Here is a 21,774-nt window from a genome sequence, read left to right on the forward strand (position 1 = left end):
GGCCCGTCGCTCAGGTGCGATCCGTCACGGACGGCCCGTGCGCCCCCGCCTCACGGGCCGCGGGTGACGGATCGGTCCGCCGGAGCGAGGGCCCCGTCGACGAGTCCGACGACGCGGTCGGCATCGGCCAGCACGGAGGGGTCGTGCGAGACGCAGACCACGGTCGCGCCGCGGTCCGCCTCCGCGCGCAGGACCGACCGGATCCGCTCCGCGCTCGCCGAGTCGAGGCCGGTGGTGGGCTCGTCCAGGAGCAGCAGGCCGGCCCCGCGGGCGAGCCCCTGGGCGAGGAGCGCCCGCTGCCGCTGACCGCCGGAGAGCACCGCGAAGGGCTCCCGGGCGAGCGCGGCGATCTCCATCCGCTCGAGCGCGGTGGCGATCGCGTCCGCCGCGTGCGCGTCGCTGCGGCGGAGGCGGCCGAGCCGGCCCCAGGTGCCCACCGCGACCACGTCGCGCACCGTCACCGGGAGGCGGTCCGGGATCGACGCCCGCTGCGGCACGAAGGCGATCGCTCCGGTGACGTCCCGCGTGCCGGACGTCAGTGGACGCACTCCCGCGATCACCTCCAGGAGCGTCGACTTGCCGGCGCCGTTCGGCCCGGCGATCACGGTGAGCGAGCGCGCGGCGACGTCGAGATCGACCCCCGCGAGAGCGCGGCGGGAGCCGAAGTCGACGTGAGCGCCTCGGAGGCGGACCGGGGGCTCGGGCAGCGGTGAGACGTCCATACCGACGAGCGTACAGGAGTGATAACTGTTCTCATTATCGTGTACGGTCGGGCACCATGCCCAGCCTCCTCGCCGGAATCCTCGAGCCGTTCGCTCTCGACTTCCTCCAGCGCGCCCTCCTCGGCGGCGTCCTCGTCGCGGTCCTCTGCGGCGTCGTCGGCACCTGGGTGGTCCTCCGCGGGATGGCCTTCCTCGGCGAGGCGCTCGCCCACGGGATGCTCCCCGGCGTCGCCCTCGCGACGGTGCTCGGCGCGCCCGTCCTCGTGGGCGGCGCAGCCAGCGCGGTGCTGATGAGCCTCGGCATCGCGGCCCTGCAGCGGCGCGGACGACTGTCCTACGACACCAGCATCGGCCTGCTCTTCGTCGCCATGCTGGCGCTGGGGGTCATCGTGATCTCGCACTCGGGCAGCTTCGCCACGGACGCGACCTCGATCCTCTTCGGCGACATCCTCGCGATCACCCCCGTCGACATCGGGCTGCTCGCCGCAGCCGCCGGAGCCGGCCTCCTCGTCGCGGCGGCCTTCCACCGCCCGCTCGTCGCCCTGGCACTGGATCCGCGCATCGCCGCGGTGCTCGGGCTCGGTCCGCGCTCGGCTCAGGCCGCGCTGGTCGGCCTGGTGACCCTCGCCGTCGTCGCCTCCTACCAGGCGGTCGGCTCGCTCCTCGTCGTCGGGCTCCTGCTGGCTCCCGCGGTGGCCGCAGGGCACTGGACCACCCGCATCCCGACCCGGATGCTGCTCGCGTCGATCCTCGGCGCGGCCTCCGTGCTCGTCGGCCTGCTCGTCTCCTGGCACGCGGCCACGGCCGCGGGCGCGTCGGTCGCCGGCACGGCCATCGCGGTCGCCGCGGTGTCGTGGGCGGTCCGCTCGGCCGCGTCGGCCCTCGCGTCCCGGTCGGGCCCTCAGCCGGTCGCTGCATGAGGCCCTGCCGGCACCGCTCCTCCCCCGCTCACCCTCGAAAGGACTCCGTGCACTCCCGAACCACCGCCTCCACCGTCCTCCTGGGCGCTCTCGCGCTGGGCCTTGCCGCCTGCTCGACCGATGCCTCCGCGCCGGCCGCGGACGACACGGGCTCCGGCCACGGCGCCGTCGCGAACGCCGCCGAGCTCGCCGAGCCGCGCCTGGGGCTGACGTCGATCGACCCGTCGGGCGCCGTGTCGCACCTCGACCTCCTCGACGAGACGGTCACCGGCCTCGGCACCATCGGCGCACCGAGCGCGATGACGACCGACGGCCGCTACCTCTTCGCCCAGACCGATGCGGGCGTCGAGATCGTCGACAGCGGCGTGTGGACCTGGGACCACGTCGACCACTTCCACTACTACCGCGCGGACCCCCGCCTGATCGGCACGGTCGAGGGCTCCGGGACGGCCGTCGTCGCCACGACGAACCTCTCGACCACCGGCGGAACCGGACTCTTCTTCCCCGACTCCGGCGAGGCGGTCCTCCTCGACACCGAGGCGCTGTCGAAGGGCGCGATCGTCGAGCGGTTCCGGAAGGACGTCGAGCCCGGACCCGGGATGGTCGTGCCCGTCGGCTCGTCCGCACTGGTGACCGAGGGGTCCGGATCCGGAGCGGCCGTCGCCGGCTACGACTCGGACGGCGAGCCGACGGGCCTCCGCGAGGCCTGCCCCGACCCCGCCGGGACGATCACCACCCGCGTCGGCGCCGTCATCGGCTGCTCCGACGGCGCACTCCTGGCGTCGATCGAGGACGAGGAGCTCGTCGTCGAGCGGATCCCCTACCCCGCCGGCACCACCGCGCCACCCGCCGCCTCCTTCGACAACCGCGAGGGCCGCCCCACGGTCGCCGGCCTCGCCGGGGACGCGGGCATCTGGCTCCTCGACACCCGGGAGCGCTCCTGGAGCCTCCTCCCCTCTCCCGCCTCGCTGGCGCAGGTCACCGCGGTGGACGACGCGGACGAGACCCTCCTCGCCCTCGCCGCCGACGGCCGCGTGCTGGTGCTCGACGGCTCCGACGGTGCGGTCCTCGCCGAGACCGCGCCCCTCGTCGCGGACACGACCGCGGACGGCTCGCGGCCCGTCCTGATCGCCGACCAGCAGCGGGCCTACCTCAGCGCACCCGCCGAGCGGAAGCTGCACGAGATCGACTACGCGGACGGCGCGCGCCTCGCCCGCACCTTCGAGACCGCCACCGAGCCGGCCTTCACGGCGGAGACGGGCCGATGAGGCGCCGCTGGGCCCTCGCGTCCGCCGCGGCGGTCCTGCTCCTGTCGGGCTGCACGTCCGCGGAGGAGGACGAGAGGCCCCTCGTCATCGTCTCCACCAACATCCTCGGCGACGTCGTGGGCGAGCTCGTCGGCGACGAGGCGCAGGTCGTCACGCTGATGAAGCCCGACGCCGACCCGCACTCCTTCGAGATCTCGGCGCAGGAGGCGGCGCGCCTGCGCTCCGCCGACCTCGTCGTCTCGAACGGGCTCGGACTCGAGGAGGGCCTGCAGCAGCACCTCGACGAGGCCTCCGGTGAGGACGTCCCCGCGTTCGTCGCCGGCGACGCCGTCGACGTCCTCGACTACAGCGAGGGCGACGCGGAGGGGAGCCCGGACTCGCACTTCTGGACGGACCCCGGCCGGATGATCGACGTCGTCGACTCCCTCGGGCCCGTGCTCGCCGCGCTCGACGGCGTCGATCCGGCCGCCGTCCGGGACCGGACGGCCGGCTACCGCGCCGAGCTCGAGCGGCTCGACTCCGAGATGGCCGCGGCGTTCGCCGCGATCCCCGCCGAGCGCCGCGCCCTCGTCACCAACCACCACGTCTTCGGGTACCTCGCCGACCGCTTCGACTTCGACGTCGTCGGCGCCGTCATCCCGGGAGGCACGACCCTCGCGGCGCCGTCCGCCTCCGACCTCGCCGATCTCGTCGACGCGGTCGAGCAGACCGGCGTCCCCACGATCTTCGCGGAGTCCTCGTCTCCCGACCGCCTGGTCCAGGCGCTCGCGAGCGAGGCCGACATCCGCGTGGAGGTGGTCGAGCTGTTCACGGAGTCCCTGACGGGGCCCGAGGGCGGCGCTCCCGACTACCTCGCCATGATGCGCGTCAACACGCAGCGCATCGCCGCCGGGCTCTCCCCGTGAGCCCTCCGATCCACCACCAGGAAGAAGAAGCACCCATGCAGAATCCCCACGTCCGGCGGGCGGGCCTCGGCCTTATCGCCGCCTGCTCGATCACGGTCCTCGCGGCCTGCTCGTCGAGCTCGACCCCGGCCGCCGAGTCCTCCGCGTCCACCGCGCCGGCCACCGAGGCCGCGGCGGCCGCCGGCGCCCGCGTCGCCGTCGCCTACGAGGGCGGCATCCTCGTCCTCGACGGCGAGACCCTCGAGACCGTCGCGGACCTGGACTCCGAGGAGTTCACCCGCCTCAACCCCGCCGGCGACGACCGCCACGTCATGGTCACCACGAGCGAGGGGTTCCAGCTCCTCGACACCGCCGCCGGCACCAGCGGCGAGCCGGAGCTGACGGACATCGTCTTCCCCGCGGACACCCCGGGCCACGTCGTCCGGCACGCCGGGAAGACCGTCCTCTACGCCGACGGCACGAGCGACACGACCGTCCTCGAGACCGCCGACCTGGCGTCCTCGGACGGGATGCCCGAGACCGAGACCATCCCGGGAGTCGAGGCGCACCACGGCGTCTCTATCGTCCTCGAGGACGGCACCTTCCTCACCACGGTCGGTGACGCCGACGGGCGCACCGGCATCGAGGTGCGCGACGCCTCCGGCGCCGTGACGGCCACGAACGACCAGTGCCCCGGTGTCCACGGAGAGGGCACGGCCGAGAACGAGGTCGTCGTCTTCGGCTGCGAGAACGGCGCCCTGGTCTACGACGGCGGCGAGATCACGAAGCTCGAGGCGCCGGACCAGCCGTACGGCCGCATGGGCAACGCCTGGGTCAGCGAGACCAGCCCGATCATCGTCGGCGACTACAAGGACGACCGCGACGCCGAGGGCTACCTCCTGCACCGCGTGGCGCTGATCGACACCGAGGCGAAGACCCTCGACGTCGTCGACCTGCCCGAGGGCGTCGAGTACACCTTCCGCGGCGTCGCCCGCGGCCCCGACGACCTGGCGTACATGATCGCCTCGGACGGCGCGATCCACGTCCTCGACCCCGGGACCGGCGAGCTGACCGCCTCCTACCCCGTCGTCGACGCCTGGGAGAGCCCGGTCGAGTGGCAGGACCCGCACCCCGCGATCACGGTCGCCGGGGACATCGCCTACGTGACCGACCCGGCCGCCGACAGCATCCACGCCGTCGACCTCACCACGGGAGAGGTCGTCGCCACGGGCGAGCTCGACGTCACGCCGAACGAGATCGCCGTCGCCGCGAGCTGACCATCGGCACGGAGGAGGGGCGCGGGGCCGTGTGCTCCGCGCCCCTCCTGTTCACCTGGAGGGGCCAGGATCTCCGCATGACGACCGACTTCGATCTCGACCAGGTGGTGCGCGACGTGACCGCGAACGTGCGCAAGAAGTTCCCCGACCACTCCGAGGAGCAGGTCGCGCCGCTCGTGCGCGAGGAGCTCGCGGACCTGCAGGACCGGCCCGTGCAGGACTACCTGACGGTGCTGACGGAGCGAGCGGTCAAGCGCCGCCTCAAGCGCGAGGCGCGCGGGGAGTAGACCGGGTCAGGCGAGCGCCCGCTCGATCGACGCCCGCAGCGCCGGAGCCGGCCGGAGCGCACCCGCCTCCTCCGCTTCGAGGAGCGCCTGCGCGTCCGCCGGGCTGTGCTCGCGGTACCAGCGGTCGACCGGGACGCCGTGCCCGGGCCGGCTCAGCATCTCGACGGCGTCGCCCGCCTCCACCGATCCGCGGTGCAGCACCCGCAGGTACGCGCCGGTGCGCCCCTCGTCGGCGAAGCGCTTCACCCACTGGGGCTCTCCGAGGGCCCGCTGGAACGTCGCACACGGCGTCCGCGGCATCGTCACCTCGACCTCGACCGCCTCGCCGATCCGCCAGCGCTCGCCGATCACGGCTCCGCTCACGTCGAGGCCCGCGATCCGCAGGTTCTCGCCGAACATCCCCGCGGCCACCGGCCGCCCCAGGCGCTCCGCCCACCAGACGGCGTCCTCGTCGGAGTAGGCGTAGAGCGCCTTGTCGAGGCCGCCGTGGTGCGCGCGATCGGCCTGCACGTCGCCATAGAGGCCCAGGTCGCGCACTCCGACGGGACCCTCGACCGGCCGCTTGTCGATCGCGGTCACGCCGACCGTGCCGGAGTCGGGCAGGAGGCGGGCGACGCGGCACACGGCGAGCAGGCGGGGCATGCCGCCATGGTGCCAGCACTAGGCTCGCCGCGTGCGCGACGCGACCGCTCCTCCCCGGCTCGACCCCCTCCTCCTCGACGGCCTCGCCGAGGGGTACGCCGGGGACACGGGCGCCCGGGAGCACGCCGAAGGACTGCGCTTCGCCGGCACCGACCTCACCGGCGCCGATCTCACCGCGGCCTCCTTCAGCGAGTGCGTGCTGGAGGGAGTGGTCCTGGACGGCGCCCAGCTGCGGGCCGCGTCGATCGCGGAGTCGCGGCTCGAGCGGCTGGACGTCCCCGGGCTCTCGGCGCCGCGGAGCCGGCTCCGATCCGTCGAGCTGCTCGCCTCGCGGCTGGGCTCGGCCGAGCTCTACGAGAGCACCTGGGAGCAGGTGCGCGTGGCCGACTGCAAGCTCGGCTACCTGAACCTCCGCGGCGCCGCGGTGCGCGACGTGCTGCTCGAGCGCTGCACGATCGACGAGCTCGACCTGGCGGGTGCGACCGGCACGCGGCTGCGCCTGGTCGACTGCGACGTCCGCTCCCTCGATCTCTCCCGGGCCCGGATCGAGCAGCTCGATCTGCGCGGCGCCGAGCTGCACGTGCTCACCGGGCTGGACGGCCTCCGCGGCGCCACCCTCTCCGAGCTGCAGCTCAGCCTGCTGCTGCCGCTGTTCGCGGAGCACTTCGGGGTGCGGGTGGGCTGAGCCGGCGGTCCGCCTAGCGCCGGCGGGCGATCAGCCGCGTCAGAGCGCGGCGGCCGAGGAGGAACACGGCCAGCACGACGGCCGTCACGATCACGAAGCTCCACTGCACGCCCTGCCCGGAGGCGATCCGCAGGAGCATCCCGCCCGCAACGGTCACCGCCCAGACGACGAGCCCGGCGGGCACGATCCGGTCCGGGGAGCGCCACGAGCGCGTGACGACCCAGCCGAGCAGGAGCGCCGCCAGGAACGGCCAGAGCGTGGTGAGCAGGCCGATCAGCGCCGACCCCTCGTCGTGGCTCCCGCGGCCGATCAGCACGAAGACCAGGACGAGCACGGCGTCGAGGGCGAGGCCGAGCCCCGCGTGCCGGGTCATGCGGGCTCCGTCACGAAGTCGATGAGCTGCTCGACCCGGCCCAGCAGCGCCGGCTCCAGGTCCTGGAAGGTCCGCACCCGGCCGAGGATGCGCTGCCAGGCGCGCGCGATATCGGCCTGCTCCTCGTGCGGCCAGCCGAGCGCCTCGCAGATCCCGTGCTTCCACTCGGTGCCGCGCGGGATCTCGGGCCAGCGCTCCAGGCCGATCCGGCCGGGCTTCACGGCCTGCCAGACGTCGATGTAGGGGTGGCCGACGACGAGGACGTGGGCGCCGTGCGGACCGGCGGCGACCTGGTCGGCGATCCGCGACTCCTTCGAGCCGCGCACCAGGTGGTCGACGAGCACGCCGATGCGGCGCCCCGGACCGGGCCGGAACCCGCGCACCAGCTCGTCGAGGTTGTCGACGCCCTCGATGTACTCGACGACGACGCCCTCGACCCGCAGGTCGTGGCCCCAGACCTTCTCGACCAGCTCTGCGTCGTGCCGGCCCTCGACGTAGATGCGGCTGGGCAGGGCGACCCGCGCCTTCGCGTCGGCGACGTGGAAGGAGCCGGAGGCGGAGCGCGCGCGACCGAGGCCGGCGTCGCGCTTCAGCCCGGGCGCCTTGAGCGACACGGGCTTCCCCTCGAGGAGGAACCCGGGCCCCAGCGGGAACACGCGGACCTTGCCGAACCGGTCCTCCAGCCGCACCATCCGCAGCTCCACTCCGAGCACGGCGCCCACGAAGCCGGAGGCGACCTCCTCGACCACCAGATCGCGCTCGGCCTCGACCACCGCCACCTCGACCCTGCCGCGGGCGCGCCAGTCGCCGGCGAGCACGTCCTGCCCGTACCTGTCCTCGTCCATCGCACCGAGGGTAGCCGGAGGCGCGCGGGGCGCCGCGCGGACACGGCGCATGCGCCTCTGCTTACATGAGCAGATGACCGAGGACCTCGAACCCGCCGCCGAGCTCTTCAAGGTGCTGTCCTCCTCCTCCCGGCTGCGCCTGCTCCGGGCCCTCGCCGAGGAGACGTCGACGGTCGGGCGGCTGGCCGAGGTGACCGGGCTCTCGCAGCCGCTGGTCTCGCAGCACCTGCGGATGCTCCGCACCGCCGGGCTGGTCGCGGTCGAGCGCGTGGGCCGTGAGGCGCACTACTCCGTCGCCGACACCCACGTCACGCACATCGTCGACGACGCTGTCCGGCACGCCTTGGAGGGGTGACCTCCGTCCTTGTCGGGAACGATGATCGCTCTCGATTAGGCGCATCCATTGCAATGCGTTTATGGATCTGGTCGACTGGAGCCCGTCGCGTCCGCGGCCCCCGCATCCGGAAAGGCAGCACCATGAGCACCACCGATCTCCACGCCGAGCACCCCGTCACCGAGCACGAGCACGGCGAGGGCTGCGGCCACCCGGCCGTGCAGCACGAGGACCACGTCGACTACGTCCACGGCACGCACCACCACGCCCTGCACGGCGACCACTACGACGAGCACGAGTCGGAGGCCGAGCACTCGACCGCCGACCACGAGCACGGCGACGCCTGCGGCCACGAGACCGTGCAGCACGACGACCACGTGGACTTCGTCCACGACGGCCACAAGCACGCCGCTCACGCCGGCCACTACGACGAGCACTGAGGCCGTGCGCGACGGGAGGGCTCGCACCCTCCCGTCGGCACTCAGCCCTGACGTGCCTTGAAGCGCGGGTTCAGCTTGTTGATCATGAAGACGCGGCCGCGGCGGCGGACCACCTGCGAGCCGGGCTGCGCCTTCATCGACCTGAGGGAGTCGCGGACCTTCACGGATGCTCCTGTCGTTAATGAGAACTGTTATCGATAGAGTAGCGGTCCATGGAGCCCCACCACCCCGCACCCCCCGTCCTCGCCGTCACCCTCGTCAGCGCGACCGACCCCCGCGACGCCGGGCGGACCGCCGCACTCCTCGCCGGCAGGCCCGAGTCCCGGATCGACCTCGAGGTCGATCCGCCCGGCGCCGACGGTCCCGCTCTCGCCGAGGAGCTCCACCGGCGCCTCGCGGCCGACGCCGACGACGGCCACCGCGGTCACACGGTCGTCGCCCTCGATGGCCAGGCCGACCCGCTCGAGATCGGACTCGTGCTCGAGCACCTCTGCGCGCAGCGGCATCCCGCCGACACCCGCATCGCGATCCTCGACGTGGTCGCCGTGACGTCGACGGAGGAGATCCTGCGCGTGCTCTGCGGCGGCGCGGGCCCCTCCTTCGACTCGGCGGAGCGCCTCGCCGCCCGCCTGGAGTTCTCGAGCCTCATCGCCCTCGCCGAGCCCCTCTCCGACAGCGACCCCGAGCGGACCGCACTCGTCCGCGACCTCCTGCGAGCACTCGCCCCCACCGCCGATCTCCTCCCCGCCGGTGAGCTCCCGGCGGAGCCACGGAGGCTCCACCCCCGGCGCGCGCACGCGATCGCCTCCTCGATGGGCTGGCAGTGCGCCCTCAACGGGACCTCGCGGCGCCGCGCCTCGGGCACGACCGTCGAGGAGTTCGTGTTCCGCGATCCGCTGCCCTTCCACCCCGGCCGCCTGAGCACGGCGGTCCACGGGGAGCTGGTGGCGGAGAAGGTGGGCCGCATCCTCCGCTCCCGCGGCCTGGTGTGCCTGGCGACGCGCGCCGACCGGGTCGGCTCGTGGTCGGTCGCCGGCGACGTGCTGACGCTGGACCCGACCAGCCTGCTCAGCTGGGACGAGGACGCGCCTCTCGGCCAGGAGCTCGCCTTCTTCGGGACGGGCCTGGACACCGGGAGGCTGACCGCCGTCCTGCAGAGCTGCCTGCTCACCCCCGAGGAGCTGCTGGCCGGCCCCGCCGCCTGGGCGGAGTACGCGGACCCCTTCCCGCGCTGGGTGGACGAGCACCGGCACTGAGCCGGGCGTCCTTTGCCGCGCGGGACTCGACGAGCGCGACCCGGCCCCTGCGTCCGAGCGCCGCCCGCCCGCGCCAGCCGACCGTGCGCCGGGAGTGTGACGCGCGGAGGCTCCCGCCGGGCGGCGGGTGGGTAGGCTGACTGAACAGCACGTGCTCCGGGGTCGGTGGGAATTCCGAACCGGCGGTCACAGTCCGCGAGCCGCAGCCCCTCGAGAGGGGCGGCGGTTGACCTGGTGGAACTCCAGGACCGACGGTGAAAGTCCGGAGGAGAGGCAGCACGAGCGTCGCGCATCACCGCGCGATGCTGAGCGACGGTGCCCGCGCACCGTCGATCGAGACCCCGGAGTTCGGCGACGAACGGAAGAACCGGGAATGACGATCGACTACGAGCACGCGATGCGCCGGGCGCTGGCGCTCGCCGAGCGCGGGCCCGCCCGCGGACCCAACCCGCGCGTGGGCTGCGTGATCCTCGCGCCCGACGGCACCGTCCTCGGCGAGGGCTGGCACCACGGAGCCGGCACCGCGCACGCCGAGGTCGACGCCCTGTCGCACGTCGCGGCGGGCGCCGCCGAGGGCGCGACGGCCGTCGTCTCGCTCGAGCCGTGCGACCACACCGGGCGCACGGGCCCCTGCAGCCGCGCCCTGATCGAGGCGGGCGTCTCCCGCGTCGTCTACGCCGTGCCGGACCCGGGCGAGCGCTCGGCCGGCGGCGGTCGCACCCTCCGCGGGGCCGGCGTCGAGGTGATCGAGGGCGTGCTCGCCGAGGAGGGAGAGCAGTTCCTCCACCCGTGGCTCACCGCGACCCGCCTGCACCGCCCCTTCGTCACGCTCAAGTGGGCCTCGACCCTCGACGGCCGCACCGCGGCGGCGGACGGCAGCAGCCGCTGGATCACCGGAGCGGCGGCCCGTCAGCGCGTGCACGAGCAGCGTGCCGCGCACGACGCGATCCTCGTCGGCACCGGGACCGTCCTCGCCGACGATCCCGCGCTCACCGCCCGCGGCGACGGAGGCGAGCTCCTCGCCCACCAGCCGGTGCCCGTCGTCGTCGGCACGCGCCCCGTGCCGCCAGGCGCCCGCCTGCACGAGCACCCCCGCGCCGTCGTGGTCGAGCGCACCCGCGACCTCGCCGCGGTCCTCGCGCACCTCTACTCCGCCGAGATCCGCAGCGTCTACGTCGAGGCCGGACCGACCCTCGCCTCCGCGCTCGTCGCCGCCGGACTGGTCGACGAGTACCTCGTGTTCCTCGCGCCCGCGCTCCTCGGCGGCCCCCGCCTCGCGCTCGGCGACCTCGGCGTGGAGAGCATCGGCGGGGCCCGGCGCCTCTCCCTCCGCTCGGTCGAGATCGTCGGCGACGACCTCCTCGTGACCGCGCGCCCCGACGTCCTCCCCGCGGGCGGTGCCGGCACCCCGGCCCGCCTCCCCCACGCCCTGCAGATGGAGACCCACTGATGTTCACCGGAATCATCGAGGAGAAGGGCGTCGTGACCGCCGTCGAGGCGGGCGCCGACGCGATCCGCCTCAGCATCCGCGGGCCCCTCGCCGTCGAGGGCGTGCGGCACGGCGACTCGATCGCGGTCTCGGGCGTCTGCCTCACCGTGGTCGAGCACACCGACCAGGGCTTCACCGCCGACGTCATGGCGCAGACCCTGCGGATGTCGACCCTCGACACCGTGGGCGTCGGCGACCCCGTGAACCTCGAGCGCGCCGCGCTGGTCGGCGACCGGCTCGGCGGCCACATCGTCCAGGGCCACATCGACGGCACGGCGACGCTGCTCGCGATCGCACCGGGCGAGGCCTGGCGGGTGCTGCGGTTCTCGCTGCCGGCGGAGATCGCTCCGCTCGTCGTCGACAAGGGCTCGATCGCGGTCGACGGCGTCTCGCTGACCGTCTCGGCGATCAGCCCCGCCGCCGAGCCGGAGCAGTGGTTCGAGGTCTCGCTGATCCCCGAGACGCTCGCCGTCACCACGCTGGGCGCGCGCGCGATCGGCGATCAGGTCAACATCGAGACCGACGTCCTGGCCCGCCACGTCGAGCGGATGCTCGCGCTGCGCTCGATCGCGGAGGCCCGCTCATGAGCCTCGCCACCATCCCCGAGGCCGTCGAGGCGCTGCGCGCCGGGCGCCCGATCATCGTCGCGGACGACGAGGGCCGCGAGAACGAGGGCGACGTCATCGTCTCGGCCCAGCTCGCCAGCCAGGAGACGATCGCCTGGATGGTCCGCCACTCCTCCGGGTTCATCTGCGCGCCGATGACCAACGAGATCGCCGACCGCCTCGCCCTGCCGCTGATGGTGGTCGAGAACGAGGACCCGCGCGGCACCGCCTACACGCTGTCCGTCGACGCGGCCGACCGGCTCTCCACCGGCATCAGCGCCTCCGACCGCGCGCACACCCTCCGCGTGCTGGCCGACCCCGAGGCGACCCCCTCCCGCCTGAACCGCCCCGGCCACATCCTGCCGCTGCGCGCCGTCGACGGCGGCGTGCGCGAGCGCGACGGGCACACGGAGGCGGCCGTCGACCTGATGAAGCTCGCCGGCCTGTACCCCGTGGGCGCGATCTCCGAGATCGTCGCCGAGGACGGCGAGATGATGCGGCTGCCCGGCCTGATCGCCCTCGGCGAGCGCGAGGGCGTGCCGGTGACCACGGTCGCGGCCCTCATCGCGTACCTGCAGGAGTTCCACTGCGACGCGGAGGTGCCCGTCACGGTCGCGGTCCCGGAGAGCGCGCGGGTGAGCTTCGAGGTCGAGACCACGGTGCCGACCACCCACGGCCCGTTCCGCATCCGCGCCTACCGCGACCGGCAGACCGGAGCGGATCACGTCGCGATCCTCGCGGGAGAGGTCGCCGCGGGGCGGCCCGCACTGGTGCGCGTGCACTCCGAGTGCCTGACCGGCGAGGCGTTCGGCTCGCTGAAGTGCGAGTGCGGGCCCCAGCTCGACGCCGCCCTCGACACGATCCAGCGGGACGGCGGCGTCGTCGTCTACCTCCGCGGTCACGAGGGCCGGGGCATCGGCCTGATCAACAAGCTGCGCGCGTACCGCCTGCAGGAGGACGGACTCGACACCCTCGACGCGAACCTCGCCCTCGGGCTCCCCGCCGACGCGCGGGACTACGGAGCGGCGGTCGGGATCCTCGAGGACCTCGGCCTCACCGAGGTCCGCCTGCTCACCAACAACCCCGAGAAGGTCCGCCAGCTCACCGACCGCGGCATCGTCGTCGCCGAGCGCGTGCCGCTCGTCGTCGGAGTCGGCGCCTTCAACGAGGGCTACCTCGAGACCAAGCGCGACCGCATGGGCCACACCCTCGACAGCGTCCTCGACCACGACCCCCTCGACGCCGGGATCTCCGGCCTCGCCCTCGACGCCGGGATCGCCGGCGCCACCACGAAGGAGTAGCAATGGCCGGTAGCGGCGCCCCCACCACCTCCCCTCTCGACGGCGCGGGACTGCGCGTCGTCGTCATCGCGGGCACCTGGCACGAGCAGATCAGCGACGGCCTGATCGCCGGAGCGGGCCGAGCCCTCGACGAGGCCGGAGCGTCCTGGTCGCTCGTGCGCGTGCCCGGCTCGTTCGAGCTGCCCGTCGCCTCGAAGGCGGCCCTGGAGGCGGGGGCCGACGCGGTCGTCGCCCTCGGCGTGATCATCCGCGGCGGCACCCCGCACTTCGAGTACGTCTCGGACGCCGCCACCTCCGGGCTCACCACCGTCTCGATCCTGACCGGCAAGCCGGTCGGCTTCGGCGTGCTCACCCTCGACACCGAGCAGCAGGGCATCGATCGCGCGGGCCTTCCCGGCTCGAAGGAGGACAAGGGGCGCGAGGCGGCCGAGGCGGCGGTCTCGACCGCTCTGCTCCTCCGCTCGCTGCGCGGCTGAACCACTGCGGGCGGCCCCCGTCCTGGGGCCGCCCGCACACGAACCTGGGAGAACACGGAGTAAAGTGGTCGGGTCGTCACGAGCGACCCCTCTCTCCTCCCCCTCGCCCCAGCGATCCGCGACGCCCGATCGACGCCCCGCCCCGCCGGCTCGGGGGGAGCCGCCGTCCACACGGAGCCCCTCCCTCATGTCTTCTCCCGCCGTCTCCGACGCGCCAGCAGCCGCCCCGCAGAACTCCCGCGGCCGCGTCATCCTCGCCAGCCTCATCGGCACCTCGATCGAGTTCTACGACTTCTACGCCTACGCGACCGCCGCCGTCCTGGTCTTCCCGTCGCTCTTCTTCGTCAACGAGGACCCGGCCACGGCCCTCCTCGCCTCCTTCGCCGTCTTCGGCGTCGCGTTCATCGCGCGCCCGATCGGGTCGATCATCTTCGGCCACTTCGGCGACCGCGTCGGCCGCAAGGGCACCCTCGTCGCCTCACTGCTCACCATGGGCGTCGCGACCTTCCTGATCGGCTGCCTGCCCACCGCGCTCACGCCCGGCTGGGAGTTCCTCGCTCCGTTCCTGCTCGTGGTGATGCGCTTCTGCCAGGGCCTCGGCCTCGGCGGCGAGTGGTCCGGAGCCGCGCTGCTCGCGACCGAGAACGCACCGGCCGGCAAGCGCGCCATCTACGGCACCTTCCCGCAGCTGGGCGCACCGATCGGCTTCATCGTCGCCAACGTCCTGTTCCTGGTGCTCGCGAGCACGATGAGCGACGAGACGTTCGCGGCCTGGGGCTGGCGCGTGCCGTTCCTGGCGAGCGCCGTGCTCGTGATCATCGGGCTCTACGTGCGGTTCAAGCTCGTCGAGACGCCCGCGTTCCAGAAGGTCGTCGAGAAGGGCGAGGTCGCCAAGCTGCCCCTCGCCCGCGTCTTCGTCACCAGCTGGCGCCCGCTCATCCTGGGCACCTTCATCATGCTGGCGACCTACGTGCTCTTCTACCTGATGACCACGTTCACGCTGACCTACGGCACCTCACCCGTCGACGGCGCGGTTCCGGGCCTCGGCTACACGCGCAACGACTTCCTCGTCATGCTGATCGTCGGCGTGGTGTTCTTCGGGATCTTCACGCTCGTCTCCGGCCCGCTCGCGGAGCGCTTCGGCCGCCGGCGCACGCTGCTCGTGGTGACCGCGGCGATCCTCGTCTTCGGCCTGCTCTTCGTGCCCCTGTTCAGCGCCGGCTTCGCGGGCGTCATGGCCGTCCTGATCCTCGGCTTCACGCTGATGGGCCTGACCTTCGGCCCGATGGGCGCCGTCCTCCCCGAGCTGTTCCCGACCAACGTCCGCTACACCGGCTCGGCGATGGCGTACAACCTCGCATCGATCCTCGGAGCGGCCCTCGCGCCGATCATCGCGGTCGCGCTCTGGAGGGCGGCGGGCGGCAGCACCGTGCTGGTCGGCCTCTACCTCAGCGCCGCGGCCGTGCTGACGCTGATCGCGCTCCTGCTCTCCAAGGAGACGAAGAACGCGTCGTACCACGACAACGTCTCGTAGGACTCCCTGCGGAGGACGGCCCGTCGGGATCCCCCGGCGGGCCGTCCGCGTCTCCGCTGCCTCCCTGAGCACCGGGCCCGCCCTCTGGCGGCCTGCTCGCAGCGACGACGGGGCAGAATGGACGGCGATGAGCACCACCACCTCCCGGCGCGGCGGACGACGACCCTCCCGCGACGACGGACCCCGCGCCTCCTTCTCGCAGCTCGTGCCCTACCTGCTCGAGCACCGCGGCATCCTCTCGGTCGTCGTGGTCCTCAGCCTGTTCGGAGCGGCGGCGAGCCTCGGCCAGCCGCTGCTCGTCGGCCAGGTCATCACCCGGGTCCAGTCCGGTCTCGATCTCGGCCCGCTCGTGTGGGCCCTCGTCGGCCTGGTCGTGGCCTCCGGGCTCATCTCGGGCTTCGCGCACTACCTGCTCCAGCGCACCGGCGAGGGGATCGTGCTCTCGAGCCGCCGCCGCCTCGTCGCACGGCTGCTGCGCCTCCCCATCCGGGAGTTCGACGCGCGCCGCACCGGCGACCTCGTCTCCCGCGTCGGCTCCGACTCCACGCTCCTGCGCGCCGTGCTGACCCAGGGGCTCGTCGACTCGATCGCGGGCTCCCTCGTCTTCGTCGGCGCGATCATCGCGATGGCCGTCATCGACTGGGTGCTGCTGCTGATCATCGTGGCGGTGGTGGCGGTGGCCCTCGGGCTCGCGCTGACCCTCGGCCGCGGCATCCGCACCGCCAGCCGCAAGGCGCAGGAGAAGGTCGGCGATCTGGCCGCGGCCGTCGAGCGCGCCATCAGCGCCGTCCGGACGATCCGTGCCGCCGGAGCCACCGACCGTGAGATCGCGGTCGTCGACCAGCACGCGACGGAGGCGTACCGCCTCGGGATCCGCGTCGCGCACGTCTCGGCCCTCGTGGTGCCGGTGGCGGGGATCGCCATGCAGGTCGCCTTCCTCGCCGTCCTCGGCGTCGGCGGCTACCGCGTCGCATCCGGCGCGATCGACATCGCCCAGCTGGTCTCGTTCATCCTCTTCCTCTTCATGATGGTGATGCCGCTCGGCAACTTCATCGGCGCCATCACCTCGGTGAACTCGGCGCTGGGCGCCCTCGGCCGCATCCAGGAGATCATCGATCTGCCGATCGAGGGCGACGGCGACGCCTTCGCGGGCGGCCTCGGCGCCGGCGTGGCGGAGGAGGCCATCTCCTTCGAGGACGTGGTGTTCTCCTACGAGGAGGGCGCCGTGCCCGACGCGGCGGCCGTAGCGGACGAGCGCGACCGCACCGTCCTGCGCGGCGTCTCCTTCACCGTGCCGCGCGGCAAGCGCACCGCCCTGGTCGGGCCGTCGGGAGCGGGCAAGAGCACGATCCTCGCCCTCATCGAGCGGTTCTACGACCCGGAGGCCGGCGTCGTCCGACTCGGCGGTATCGATATCACGGCCATCGACCGCGACGCGCTCCGCGCGCAGATCGGCTACGTCGAGCAGGACGCCCCGGTCCTGGCCGGCACCATCCGCGAGAACCTCGTCCTCGGCCGCCCCGACGCCGACGACGCCGACTGCCTCCGGGTGCTCGAGGCGGTGAACCTGACCGACGTGCTCGAGCGCAACCCGCTCGGACTGCACGCGCCGGTGGGCGAGAGCGGAGTGATGCTCTCGGGCGGTGAGCGTCAGCGCCTCGCGATCGGCCGCGCGCTCCTGGCGGCCCCGCCGATCCTGCTGCTGGACGAGTCCACGTCGAGCCTCGACGGCCTCAACGAGCAGCGCCTGCGCCTGGCGATCGACGCGGTCGCCGAGAACCGGACCCTGCTGGTGATCGCGCACCGCCTGTCGACGGTGGTCGATTCCGACCGCATCGTCGTGCTGCAGAAGGGCGAGGTCGTGGGAGTCGGCACCCACTCCGAGCTCGTCGAGTCGACGCCGCTCTACCGGGACCTCGCCAAGCACCAGCTGCTCGTCTGACCGACGCCGCAGCGGCGTCTCGCGACCGCCGCTGCCTCATGCCGGTCGACCAGCCGCGCAGCGGCGTCTTGAGACGCCCGCACGTCTCCACCAGCAGCCTGCGCCCGCTCGTGCCTCAGCGCGGCGGCAGCCGCAGGGCCCCGTCGAGCCGGATGGTCTCGCCGTTGATCATGGGGTTCTCGACGATGTGCCGCACCAGGGCCGCGAACTCCTCGGGGCGTCCGAGGCGGGCCGGATGCGGCGTCGCCGAGCCGAGCGCCTCGCGGGCCCTGTCCGGCAGCCCGGCGAGCAGGGGCGTGTCGAACGTGCCCGGTGCGATCGACACCACACGCACGAGCCGGGCCGCGAGCTCGCGCGCGAGCGGCAGGGTCATCGCCGCCACGGCTCCCTTCGACGCGGCGTAGGCCGCCTGCCCGATCTGCCCCTCGAAGGCGGCGACGGAGGCGGTCGTCACCAGGACTCCCCGCTCCCCGTCGACCGGCTCCCGCTCGGCGATCGACGCCGCGGCGAGGCGCAGCACGTTGAGCGTCCCGGTCGTGTTGATCCGCAGCACCCGCTCGAACTGCTCGAGCGGCAGCGGCCCGTCGCGTCCGAGCAGCCGCCCGGGTGTGGCCACGCCCGCACAGCTCACGGCGACGCGCAGCTCCCCCGCCGCCGCCACGGCGCGCGAGACGGCGTCCGGATCGAGGACGTCCCCGGCGATCAGCTGCACGGAGGCGGGCAGACGCGCGGCCTCCACCGCGTGCGGCAGGTCGAGCACGACCACGTGCGCTCCTGCGGCGTCGAGCGCCGTCGCCGTCGCGGCTCCCAGTCCGGATGCTCCCCCCGCGACCAGCGCGGACGTCCCCTCGAGTCGCACGGTCAGCCCGCCGGAGCGGGGGTGGAGTCGGCGTCGGGCTCGTCGGTCGGCTCGCTGCCGGGCTCCCCCGTCGGATCACGGCTCGGCTCTCCGGACGCGAGCGCCTGCGCCGAGCAGTCGGTCAGGGTGGCGTCGTAGGCGTCACGGGCGCGCTGCGCCGCCAGGCGGACCTCCTCCTCCGCGAGCGGGCTCGCGAGCGGCGGCCGGTCGCTCAGGCCGTAGCGGGCGAGGCAGTCGCTGATCAGGCGGGTCATGCGCGCGCCGCTCTCGGGATCGGCTGTGCCGGTGGGCGCCGGGGCGGCGGTCGCGACGGAGCCCGAGTCGCGCACGGACCCGTCCGGCACCTCCGCGGCGGGACCGGAGCAGGCGGTGAGGCTCAGTGCGAGCGCGACTCCGACGAGCAGCGCGACGGGCGGGCGGAGCGTCGTGCGCAGGAGCATGGACGACCTCGTTCGTGACGGCTGCGGGCAGGAGTGCGGCCACGGTAGCGCAGTCGATGCTTCCGGCGAGCGCTGGGCGCGCTCTCACGCCCGAGTGGCACCCCCAACGGGGCACAGGCGCGCCTCTCGGGAGGGCTCGGCGAGCGCCCACATCGCGACCGCCGACGCCGCAGCGACGTTGAGCGAGTCGATTCCGTGCCGCATCGGGATCTGGACGGCGACATCGGCGGCGGCGAGCGCTTCGGCGGTGAGACCCTGCCCCTCGGTGCCGAGCACGAGGGCGACGCGCTCCGGAGCGCGGGCGGCGAAGTCCCGCAGGGGCACCGCCTCCGTGGTCAGAGCCATCGCCGCGATCGTGAAGCCCGCTCCGTGCAGGAGCCGCTGCGTCGACGGCCAGTCGCCGACGCGCGTCCAGGGCACCTGGAGGACCGTTCCCATGCTCACGCGGATGGCGCGGCGGTAGTACGGATCGGAGCAGCGCGGCGTCACCAGCACCGCATCGGCTCCGATGGCCCCGACGGAGCGGAAGATCGCGCCTACGTTGGTCGGGTCGACCACGTCCTCGAGCACGACGACGCGGCGCGCTCCCGCGAGCAGGCCGGCCGGGTCGGGCAGCACGGGCCGGTCCATCGCCGCGATCAGGCCGCGGTGCAGGGTGTACCCGGTGAGCTCGGCCAGGAGCTCACCCGGGCCCGTGAAGACGGGGACGTCGAAGCGGCCGACCAGGCGCTCGGCCTCGCCTGCCGACCCGCCGAGGGCGAGCACCGAGCGCGGCCGGTGCCCGGCGGCGATCGCGCGCTCGAGCACGAGCGCCGACTCCGCGATGTACAGGCCGTGCGGGCCGCGGGCGTTCTTCAGCGCGACGTCGGTCGCGTGCGCGTAGTCGCGCAGCCGCGGGTCGTCGAGCGCGGTGACCTCGATCCGCTCCACCGGATCAGGCGAAGGGGTCGGGGGTGAGCGTGTACTTGGTGCTGAGGTACTCGTGGATCCCCTCGAGTCCGCCCTCGCGGCCGAGGCCCGACTGCTTCACCCCGCCGAAGGGCGCCGCCGCGTTCGACACCACGCCGACGTTGAGGCCCATCATCCCGGTGGCGAGCCGCTCGATCATCCGCTGACCGCGGGCGAGATCGCGCGTGAAGACGTAGGACACCAGTCCGTACTCGGTGTCGTTGGCGAGCGCGACGGCGTCGTCCTCGTCGGTGAACGGCACGATCGCGAGGACCGGGCCGAAGATCTCGGTGCGCAGGATCTCGCTCTCCCGGTCGACCCCCGCGAGCACGGTCGGCCGGTAGAAGTGGCCGGCCCCCTCAATCCGATCGCCGCCGGTGAGCAGGCGCGCGCCGCGGGAGACGGCGTCCTCCACCAGCGCGGACGCCTTCTCGACCGCGCGCTCGTCGATCAGCGGGCCGATGGTCACTCCGTCCTCGGTGCCGCGGCCGACGCGCAGAGCGCTCACGCGCTCCACGATCCGCGCGGCGAACTCCTCGGCGATCGACTCGTGCACGAAGAAGCGGTTGGCGGCCGTGCAGGCCTGGCCGATATTGCGGAACTTCGCGAGCATCGCGCCCTCGACCGCCCGGTCGAGGTCGGCGTCCTCGAACACGACGAAGGGCGCGTTGCCGCCCAGCTCCATCGAGGTCCGCAGCACGTTCTCGGACGCCTGCTGCAGCAGCGTGCGCCCGACGGGAGTGGAGCCGGTGAAGGACACCTTCCGCAGGCGGGGATCCGACAGGATCGGAGCCGACACGGCTCCCGCCGAGGACGTGGTGACCACGTTGAGTACGCCGTCGGGGAGCCCCGCCTCGGCGAGCAGCGCCGCGAAGGCGAGCGTGGTGAGCGGAGTGAGCTCGGCCGGCTTCACTACGACGGTGCAGCCCGCCGCCAGCGCCGGAGCGATCTTCCGCGTCGCCATCGCGAGCGGGAAGTTCCAGGGGGTGATCAGGTAGCAGGGGCCCACCGGGTGCTGCGAGACGATCATCCGGCCGCTGCCCTCGGGCGAGACTCCGTAGCGTCCGCTGATGCGCACCGCCTCCTCGCTGAACCAGCGGAGGAATTCGCCGCCGTACACGACCTCGCCCCTCGCCTCCGCGACCGGCTTGCCCATCTCGAGCGCCATCAGGAGCGCGAACTCCTCGGTGCGCTCCTGCAGGAGGTCGAACGCCCGCCGGAGGATCTCGCCCCGCTTCCGCGGCGCCGTCGCGGCCCACGACGGACCGGCGGCGACGGCGGCGTCGAGCGCCCGGACCCCGTCCTCCGGAGTCGCGTCGGCGATCGAGACCAGGACCGCTCCGGTGGCCGGGTCCTCGACGTCGATCGAGCCGCCGCCTGAGGCGTCCACCCACTCACCGCCGATCAGCAGCTGCGTGGGGATGCGGGCGAGCAGAGCGGTCTCGGCGGCGCGGGACGCGACGGAATCAGTCACAGGAGGGAACCACTTCTTCGGATCGGAGCGCGCAGACCGCGCCAGGAGGAGCTTCTCGTCCTCCCAGTGTAGGACGGGCGATCGCTCCGGGGGCGGGGTCGCCGGGAGCCGCGAGGACCTGCGCCTCCCTGAGCCCTGTGGAGGGACGAGCCCTCAGACGGACCGCTCGACGCGGATTCCCGCCTCCGTGAGCTCGCGCAACGCCGCGGCACTCGCCTCCTCGGAGACGCCTGCGACCAGGTCCTCGAGCACGCGGACCTCGAGCCCCGCCCGTCGCGCGTCGAGTGCCGAGGCGCGCACGCAGTGGTCGGTCGCGAGTCCCACGACGTCGAGCGCGGTGACGCCCCGCTCCGCGAGCACGGCGCCGAGCTCCTCGCCCGCCTCCGTCGTGCCCTCGAAGGCCGAGTAGGAGGGACGGCCCTGTCCCTTGAGGATCTGCACGTCGATCCGAGCGGTGTCCAGGGCCGGATGGAACCGCGCGCCGTCCGTGCCGGCGACGCAGTGGACGGGCCAGCTGTCGACGAAGTCCGGCTCCACCGCGAAGTGGCCGCCGTTGTCGGAGTCGCCCTCGTGCCAGTCGCGGGAGGCCAGCACCGCGGAGTACCGGTCGGCGTGCGCCGCCAGATGCGCGGTGATGCCCTGGGCGACGGCCGCGCCGCCTGTGACGGCGAGCGCGCCGCCCTCGGTGAAGTCGTTCTGCACGTCGACGATCAGGAGTGCGGTGGTCATCGTGGGCCTTCCGGGAGGAGGTGGAGGAGGAGGAGGAGCGGGAG

25 protein-coding genes and 1 riboswitch are annotated in these 21,774 nt (G+C 73.6%); of the genes, 15 read left to right on the forward strand and 10 right to left on the reverse strand.

Annotation, left to right across the window (positions count from 1 at the left end):
• Positions 1–50 precede the first annotated feature (50 nt).
• On the reverse strand, positions 51–722 hold the full coding sequence (aztA, locus tag C5C49_RS08805) for a zinc ABC transporter ATP-binding protein AztA (RefSeq protein WP_104345969.1): 672 nt from the start codon (positions 720–722) through the stop codon (positions 51–53).
• Positions 723–778: 56 nt separating this feature from the next.
• Here aztA and aztB point away from each other — a divergent pair, with 56 nt between their 5' ends.
• The 5 genes from aztB to C5C49_RS08830 all read left to right on the forward strand — a co-directional run bounded on the left by aztB (position 779) and on the right by C5C49_RS08830 (position 5,358).
• Positions 779–1,642, forward strand: a complete 864-nt coding sequence (gene aztB, locus C5C49_RS08810; protein ID WP_104288198.1) for a zinc ABC transporter permease AztB — start codon at positions 779–781, stop codon at positions 1,640–1,642.
• A 47-nt stretch (positions 1,643–1,689) separates the two neighbouring features.
• Positions 1,690–2,910: an ABC transporter gene (locus C5C49_RS08815; protein WP_104345970.1), complete on the forward strand. Its 1,221-nt coding sequence runs from the start codon at positions 1,690–1,692 to the stop codon at positions 2,908–2,910.
• Positions 2,907–3,815, forward strand: a complete 909-nt coding sequence (gene aztC / locus C5C49_RS08820) for a zinc ABC transporter substrate-binding protein AztC (protein WP_104345971.1) — start codon at positions 2,907–2,909, stop codon at positions 3,813–3,815. Before C5C49_RS08815 ends, aztC begins: the two co-directional genes overlap by 4 nt.
• A gap of 35 nt (positions 3,816–3,850) precedes the next feature.
• On the forward strand, positions 3,851–5,071 hold the full coding sequence (gene aztD / locus C5C49_RS08825) for a zinc metallochaperone AztD (RefSeq protein ID WP_104345972.1): 1,221 nt from the start codon (positions 3,851–3,853) through the stop codon (positions 5,069–5,071).
• 77 nt (positions 5,072–5,148) lie between these two features.
• Positions 5,149–5,358 carry a three-helix bundle dimerization domain-containing protein gene (locus C5C49_RS08830; RefSeq protein ID WP_104262881.1) on the forward strand — a complete coding sequence of 70 codons (210 nt, stop codon included), beginning with the start codon at positions 5,149–5,151 and terminating at the stop codon, positions 5,356–5,358.
• 6 nt (positions 5,359–5,364) lie between these two features.
• Here the strand turns inward: C5C49_RS08830 and C5C49_RS08835 are convergent, their stop codons facing one another.
• Positions 5,365–6,000 carry an MOSC domain-containing protein gene (locus tag C5C49_RS08835; protein WP_104345973.1) on the reverse strand — a complete coding sequence of 212 codons (636 nt, stop codon included), beginning with the start codon at positions 5,998–6,000 and terminating at the stop codon, positions 5,365–5,367.
• Between the two features lie 31 nt (positions 6,001–6,031).
• Between C5C49_RS08835 and C5C49_RS08840 the strand changes: the two genes are divergently transcribed.
• Positions 6,032–6,685: a pentapeptide repeat-containing protein gene (locus C5C49_RS08840; RefSeq protein WP_104345974.1), complete on the forward strand. Its 654-nt coding sequence runs from the start codon at positions 6,032–6,034 to the stop codon at positions 6,683–6,685.
• Between the two features lie 13 nt (positions 6,686–6,698).
• Here the strand turns inward: C5C49_RS08840 and C5C49_RS08845 are convergent, their stop codons facing one another.
• Together C5C49_RS08845 and C5C49_RS08850 are read right to left on the reverse strand one after the other, a co-directional pair.
• Positions 6,699–7,058, reverse strand: coding sequence for a DUF3054 domain-containing protein (locus C5C49_RS08845; protein ID WP_104233715.1), 360 nt, complete (start codon positions 7,056–7,058; stop codon positions 6,699–6,701).
• On the reverse strand, positions 7,055–7,903 hold the full coding sequence (locus C5C49_RS08850) for a DUF3097 domain-containing protein (RefSeq protein WP_104237706.1): 849 nt from the start codon (positions 7,901–7,903) through the stop codon (positions 7,055–7,057). Before C5C49_RS08850 ends, C5C49_RS08845 begins: the two co-directional genes overlap by 4 nt.
• A 73-nt stretch (positions 7,904–7,976) precedes the next feature.
• On the opposite strand from C5C49_RS08850, the gene C5C49_RS08855 reads away from it, so the two are divergent.
• Both C5C49_RS08855 and C5C49_RS17350 read left to right on the forward strand, forming a co-directional pair.
• Positions 7,977–8,258 (forward strand): helix-turn-helix transcriptional regulator, encoded by a 282-nt coding sequence (locus tag C5C49_RS08855; RefSeq protein WP_104222235.1) that lies wholly within the window; start codon positions 7,977–7,979, stop codon positions 8,256–8,258.
• Between the two features lie 122 nt (positions 8,259–8,380).
• A complete protein-coding gene (locus tag C5C49_RS17350) occupies positions 8,381–8,677 on the forward strand; it encodes a hypothetical protein (protein WP_104222233.1) in 297 nt (98 codons plus the stop codon).
• A 41-nt stretch (positions 8,678–8,718) separates the two neighbouring features.
• Here the strand turns inward: C5C49_RS17350 and ykgO are convergent, their stop codons facing one another.
• On the reverse strand, positions 8,719–8,841 hold the full coding sequence (ykgO, locus tag C5C49_RS08865) for a type B 50S ribosomal protein L36 (RefSeq protein WP_104345975.1): 123 nt from the start codon (positions 8,839–8,841) through the stop codon (positions 8,719–8,721).
• 48 nt (positions 8,842–8,889) lie between these two features.
• On the opposite strand from ykgO, the gene C5C49_RS08870 reads away from it, so the two are divergent.
• The 7 genes from C5C49_RS08870 (at position 8,890) to C5C49_RS08900 (ending at position 17,280) form a co-directional block, all read left to right on the forward strand.
• Entirely contained in the window at positions 8,890–9,933 is a 1,044-nt protein-coding gene (locus C5C49_RS08870; protein ID WP_104345976.1) for a GTP-binding protein, read from the forward strand.
• 149 nt (positions 9,934–10,082) lie between these two features.
• Positions 10,083–10,215, forward strand: a riboswitch (FMN riboswitch).
• Positions 10,216–10,306: 91 nt separating this feature from the next.
• Entirely contained in the window at positions 10,307–11,383 is a 1,077-nt protein-coding gene (gene ribD / locus C5C49_RS08875) for a bifunctional diaminohydroxyphosphoribosylaminopyrimidine deaminase/5-amino-6-(5-phosphoribosylamino)uracil reductase RibD (protein WP_258068424.1), read from the forward strand.
• The gene (locus tag C5C49_RS08880) at positions 11,383–12,009 is read left to right on the forward strand and encodes a riboflavin synthase (RefSeq protein ID WP_104268884.1); all 627 of its coding nucleotides are present in this window, start codon (positions 11,383–11,385) and stop codon (positions 12,007–12,009) included. Before ribD ends, C5C49_RS08880 begins: the two co-directional genes overlap by 1 nt.
• Entirely contained in the window at positions 12,006–13,328 is a 1,323-nt protein-coding gene (gene ribA / locus C5C49_RS08885) for a GTP cyclohydrolase II (RefSeq protein WP_104222225.1), read from the forward strand. The genes C5C49_RS08880 and ribA overlap by 4 nt, the downstream gene beginning before the upstream one ends.
• A gap of 2 nt (positions 13,329–13,330) precedes the next feature.
• Positions 13,331–13,804: a 6,7-dimethyl-8-ribityllumazine synthase gene (gene ribH, locus C5C49_RS08890; protein ID WP_104292283.1), complete on the forward strand. Its 474-nt coding sequence runs from the start codon at positions 13,331–13,333 to the stop codon at positions 13,802–13,804.
• A 187-nt stretch (positions 13,805–13,991) separates the two neighbouring features.
• A complete protein-coding gene (locus C5C49_RS08895; RefSeq protein WP_104222221.1) occupies positions 13,992–15,338 on the forward strand; it encodes an MFS transporter in 1,347 nt (448 codons plus the stop codon).
• 127 nt (positions 15,339–15,465) lie between these two features.
• Complete coding sequence (locus tag C5C49_RS08900; protein WP_104345977.1) at positions 15,466–17,280, forward strand: ABC transporter ATP-binding protein; 1,815 nt, start codon at positions 15,466–15,468, stop codon at positions 17,278–17,280.
• 115 nt (positions 17,281–17,395) lie between these two features.
• Here the strand turns inward: C5C49_RS08900 and C5C49_RS08905 are convergent, their stop codons facing one another.
• The 5 genes from C5C49_RS08905 to C5C49_RS08925 form a co-directional block, all read right to left on the reverse strand.
• Positions 17,396–18,139 (reverse strand): SDR family NAD(P)-dependent oxidoreductase, encoded by a 744-nt coding sequence (locus tag C5C49_RS08905; RefSeq protein WP_104345978.1) that lies wholly within the window; start codon positions 18,137–18,139, stop codon positions 17,396–17,398.
• A 2-nt stretch (positions 18,140–18,141) separates the two neighbouring features.
• Positions 18,142–18,579, reverse strand: a complete 438-nt coding sequence (locus C5C49_RS08910; RefSeq protein ID WP_104345979.1) for a hypothetical protein — start codon at positions 18,577–18,579, stop codon at positions 18,142–18,144.
• 84 nt (positions 18,580–18,663) lie between these two features.
• The gene (locus C5C49_RS08915; RefSeq protein ID WP_104345980.1) at positions 18,664–19,509 is read right to left on the reverse strand and encodes an RNA methyltransferase; all 846 of its coding nucleotides are present in this window, start codon (positions 19,507–19,509) and stop codon (positions 18,664–18,666) included.
• 4 nt (positions 19,510–19,513) lie between these two features.
• On the reverse strand, positions 19,514–21,001 hold the full coding sequence (locus C5C49_RS08920; protein WP_104345981.1) for an NAD-dependent succinate-semialdehyde dehydrogenase: 1,488 nt from the start codon (positions 20,999–21,001) through the stop codon (positions 19,514–19,516).
• 153 nt (positions 21,002–21,154) lie between these two features.
• Positions 21,155–21,730, reverse strand: coding sequence for a nicotinamidase (locus tag C5C49_RS08925; protein ID WP_104233726.1), 576 nt, complete (start codon positions 21,728–21,730; stop codon positions 21,155–21,157).
• Positions 21,731–21,774: the final 44 nt, after the last annotated feature.

It is taken from the genome of Rathayibacter sp. AY1E2, assembly GCF_002932325.1.
Lineage (GTDB): Bacteria > Actinomycetota > Actinomycetes > Actinomycetales > Microbacteriaceae > Rathayibacter.

Bases quoted from the DNA above. Each gene is read 5' to 3' on its own strand.
- aztA (WP_104345969.1), bottom strand. From the start codon at position 722: ATGGACGTCTCACCGCTGCCCGAGCCCCCGGTCCGCCTCCGAGGCGCT.
- aztC (WP_104345971.1), top strand. From the start codon at position 2,907: ATGAGGCGCCGCTGGGCCCTCGCGTCCGCCGCGGCGGTCCTGCTCCTG.
- C5C49_RS08855 (WP_104222235.1), top strand. From the start codon at position 7,977: ATGACCGAGGACCTCGAACCCGCCGCCGAGCTCTTCAAGGTGCTGTCC.
- C5C49_RS08910 (WP_104345979.1), bottom strand. From the start codon at position 18,579: ATGCTCCTGCGCACGACGCTCCGCCCGCCCGTCGCGCTGCTCGTCGGA.
- C5C49_RS08900 (WP_104345977.1), top strand. From the start codon at position 15,466: ATGAGCACCACCACCTCCCGGCGCGGCGGACGACGACCCTCCCGCGAC.
- aztB (WP_104288198.1), top strand. From the start codon at position 779: ATGCCCAGCCTCCTCGCCGGAATCCTCGAGCCGTTCGCTCTCGACTTC.
- ribH (WP_104292283.1), top strand. From the start codon at position 13,331: ATGGCCGGTAGCGGCGCCCCCACCACCTCCCCTCTCGACGGCGCGGGA.
- ribA (WP_104222225.1), top strand. From the start codon at position 12,006: ATGAGCCTCGCCACCATCCCCGAGGCCGTCGAGGCGCTGCGCGCCGGG.
- aztD (WP_104345972.1), top strand. From the start codon at position 3,851: ATGCAGAATCCCCACGTCCGGCGGGCGGGCCTCGGCCTTATCGCCGCC.
- C5C49_RS08830 (WP_104262881.1), top strand. From the start codon at position 5,149: ATGACGACCGACTTCGATCTCGACCAGGTGGTGCGCGACGTGACCGCG.
- ribD (WP_258068424.1), top strand. From the start codon at position 10,307: ATGACGATCGACTACGAGCACGCGATGCGCCGGGCGCTGGCGCTCGCC.
- C5C49_RS08870 (WP_104345976.1), top strand. From the start codon at position 8,890: ATGGAGCCCCACCACCCCGCACCCCCCGTCCTCGCCGTCACCCTCGTC.
- C5C49_RS17350 (WP_104222233.1), top strand. From the start codon at position 8,381: ATGAGCACCACCGATCTCCACGCCGAGCACCCCGTCACCGAGCACGAG.
- C5C49_RS08925 (WP_104233726.1), bottom strand. From the start codon at position 21,730: ATGACCACCGCACTCCTGATCGTCGACGTGCAGAACGACTTCACCGAG.
- C5C49_RS08845 (WP_104233715.1), bottom strand. From the start codon at position 7,058: ATGACCCGGCACGCGGGGCTCGGCCTCGCCCTCGACGCCGTGCTCGTC.
- C5C49_RS08835 (WP_104345973.1), bottom strand. From the start codon at position 6,000: ATGCCCCGCCTGCTCGCCGTGTGCCGCGTCGCCCGCCTCCTGCCCGAC.
- C5C49_RS08895 (WP_104222221.1), top strand. From the start codon at position 13,992: ATGTCTTCTCCCGCCGTCTCCGACGCGCCAGCAGCCGCCCCGCAGAAC.
- C5C49_RS08850 (WP_104237706.1), bottom strand. From the start codon at position 7,903: ATGGACGAGGACAGGTACGGGCAGGACGTGCTCGCCGGCGACTGGCGC.
- C5C49_RS08880 (WP_104268884.1), top strand. From the start codon at position 11,383: ATGTTCACCGGAATCATCGAGGAGAAGGGCGTCGTGACCGCCGTCGAG.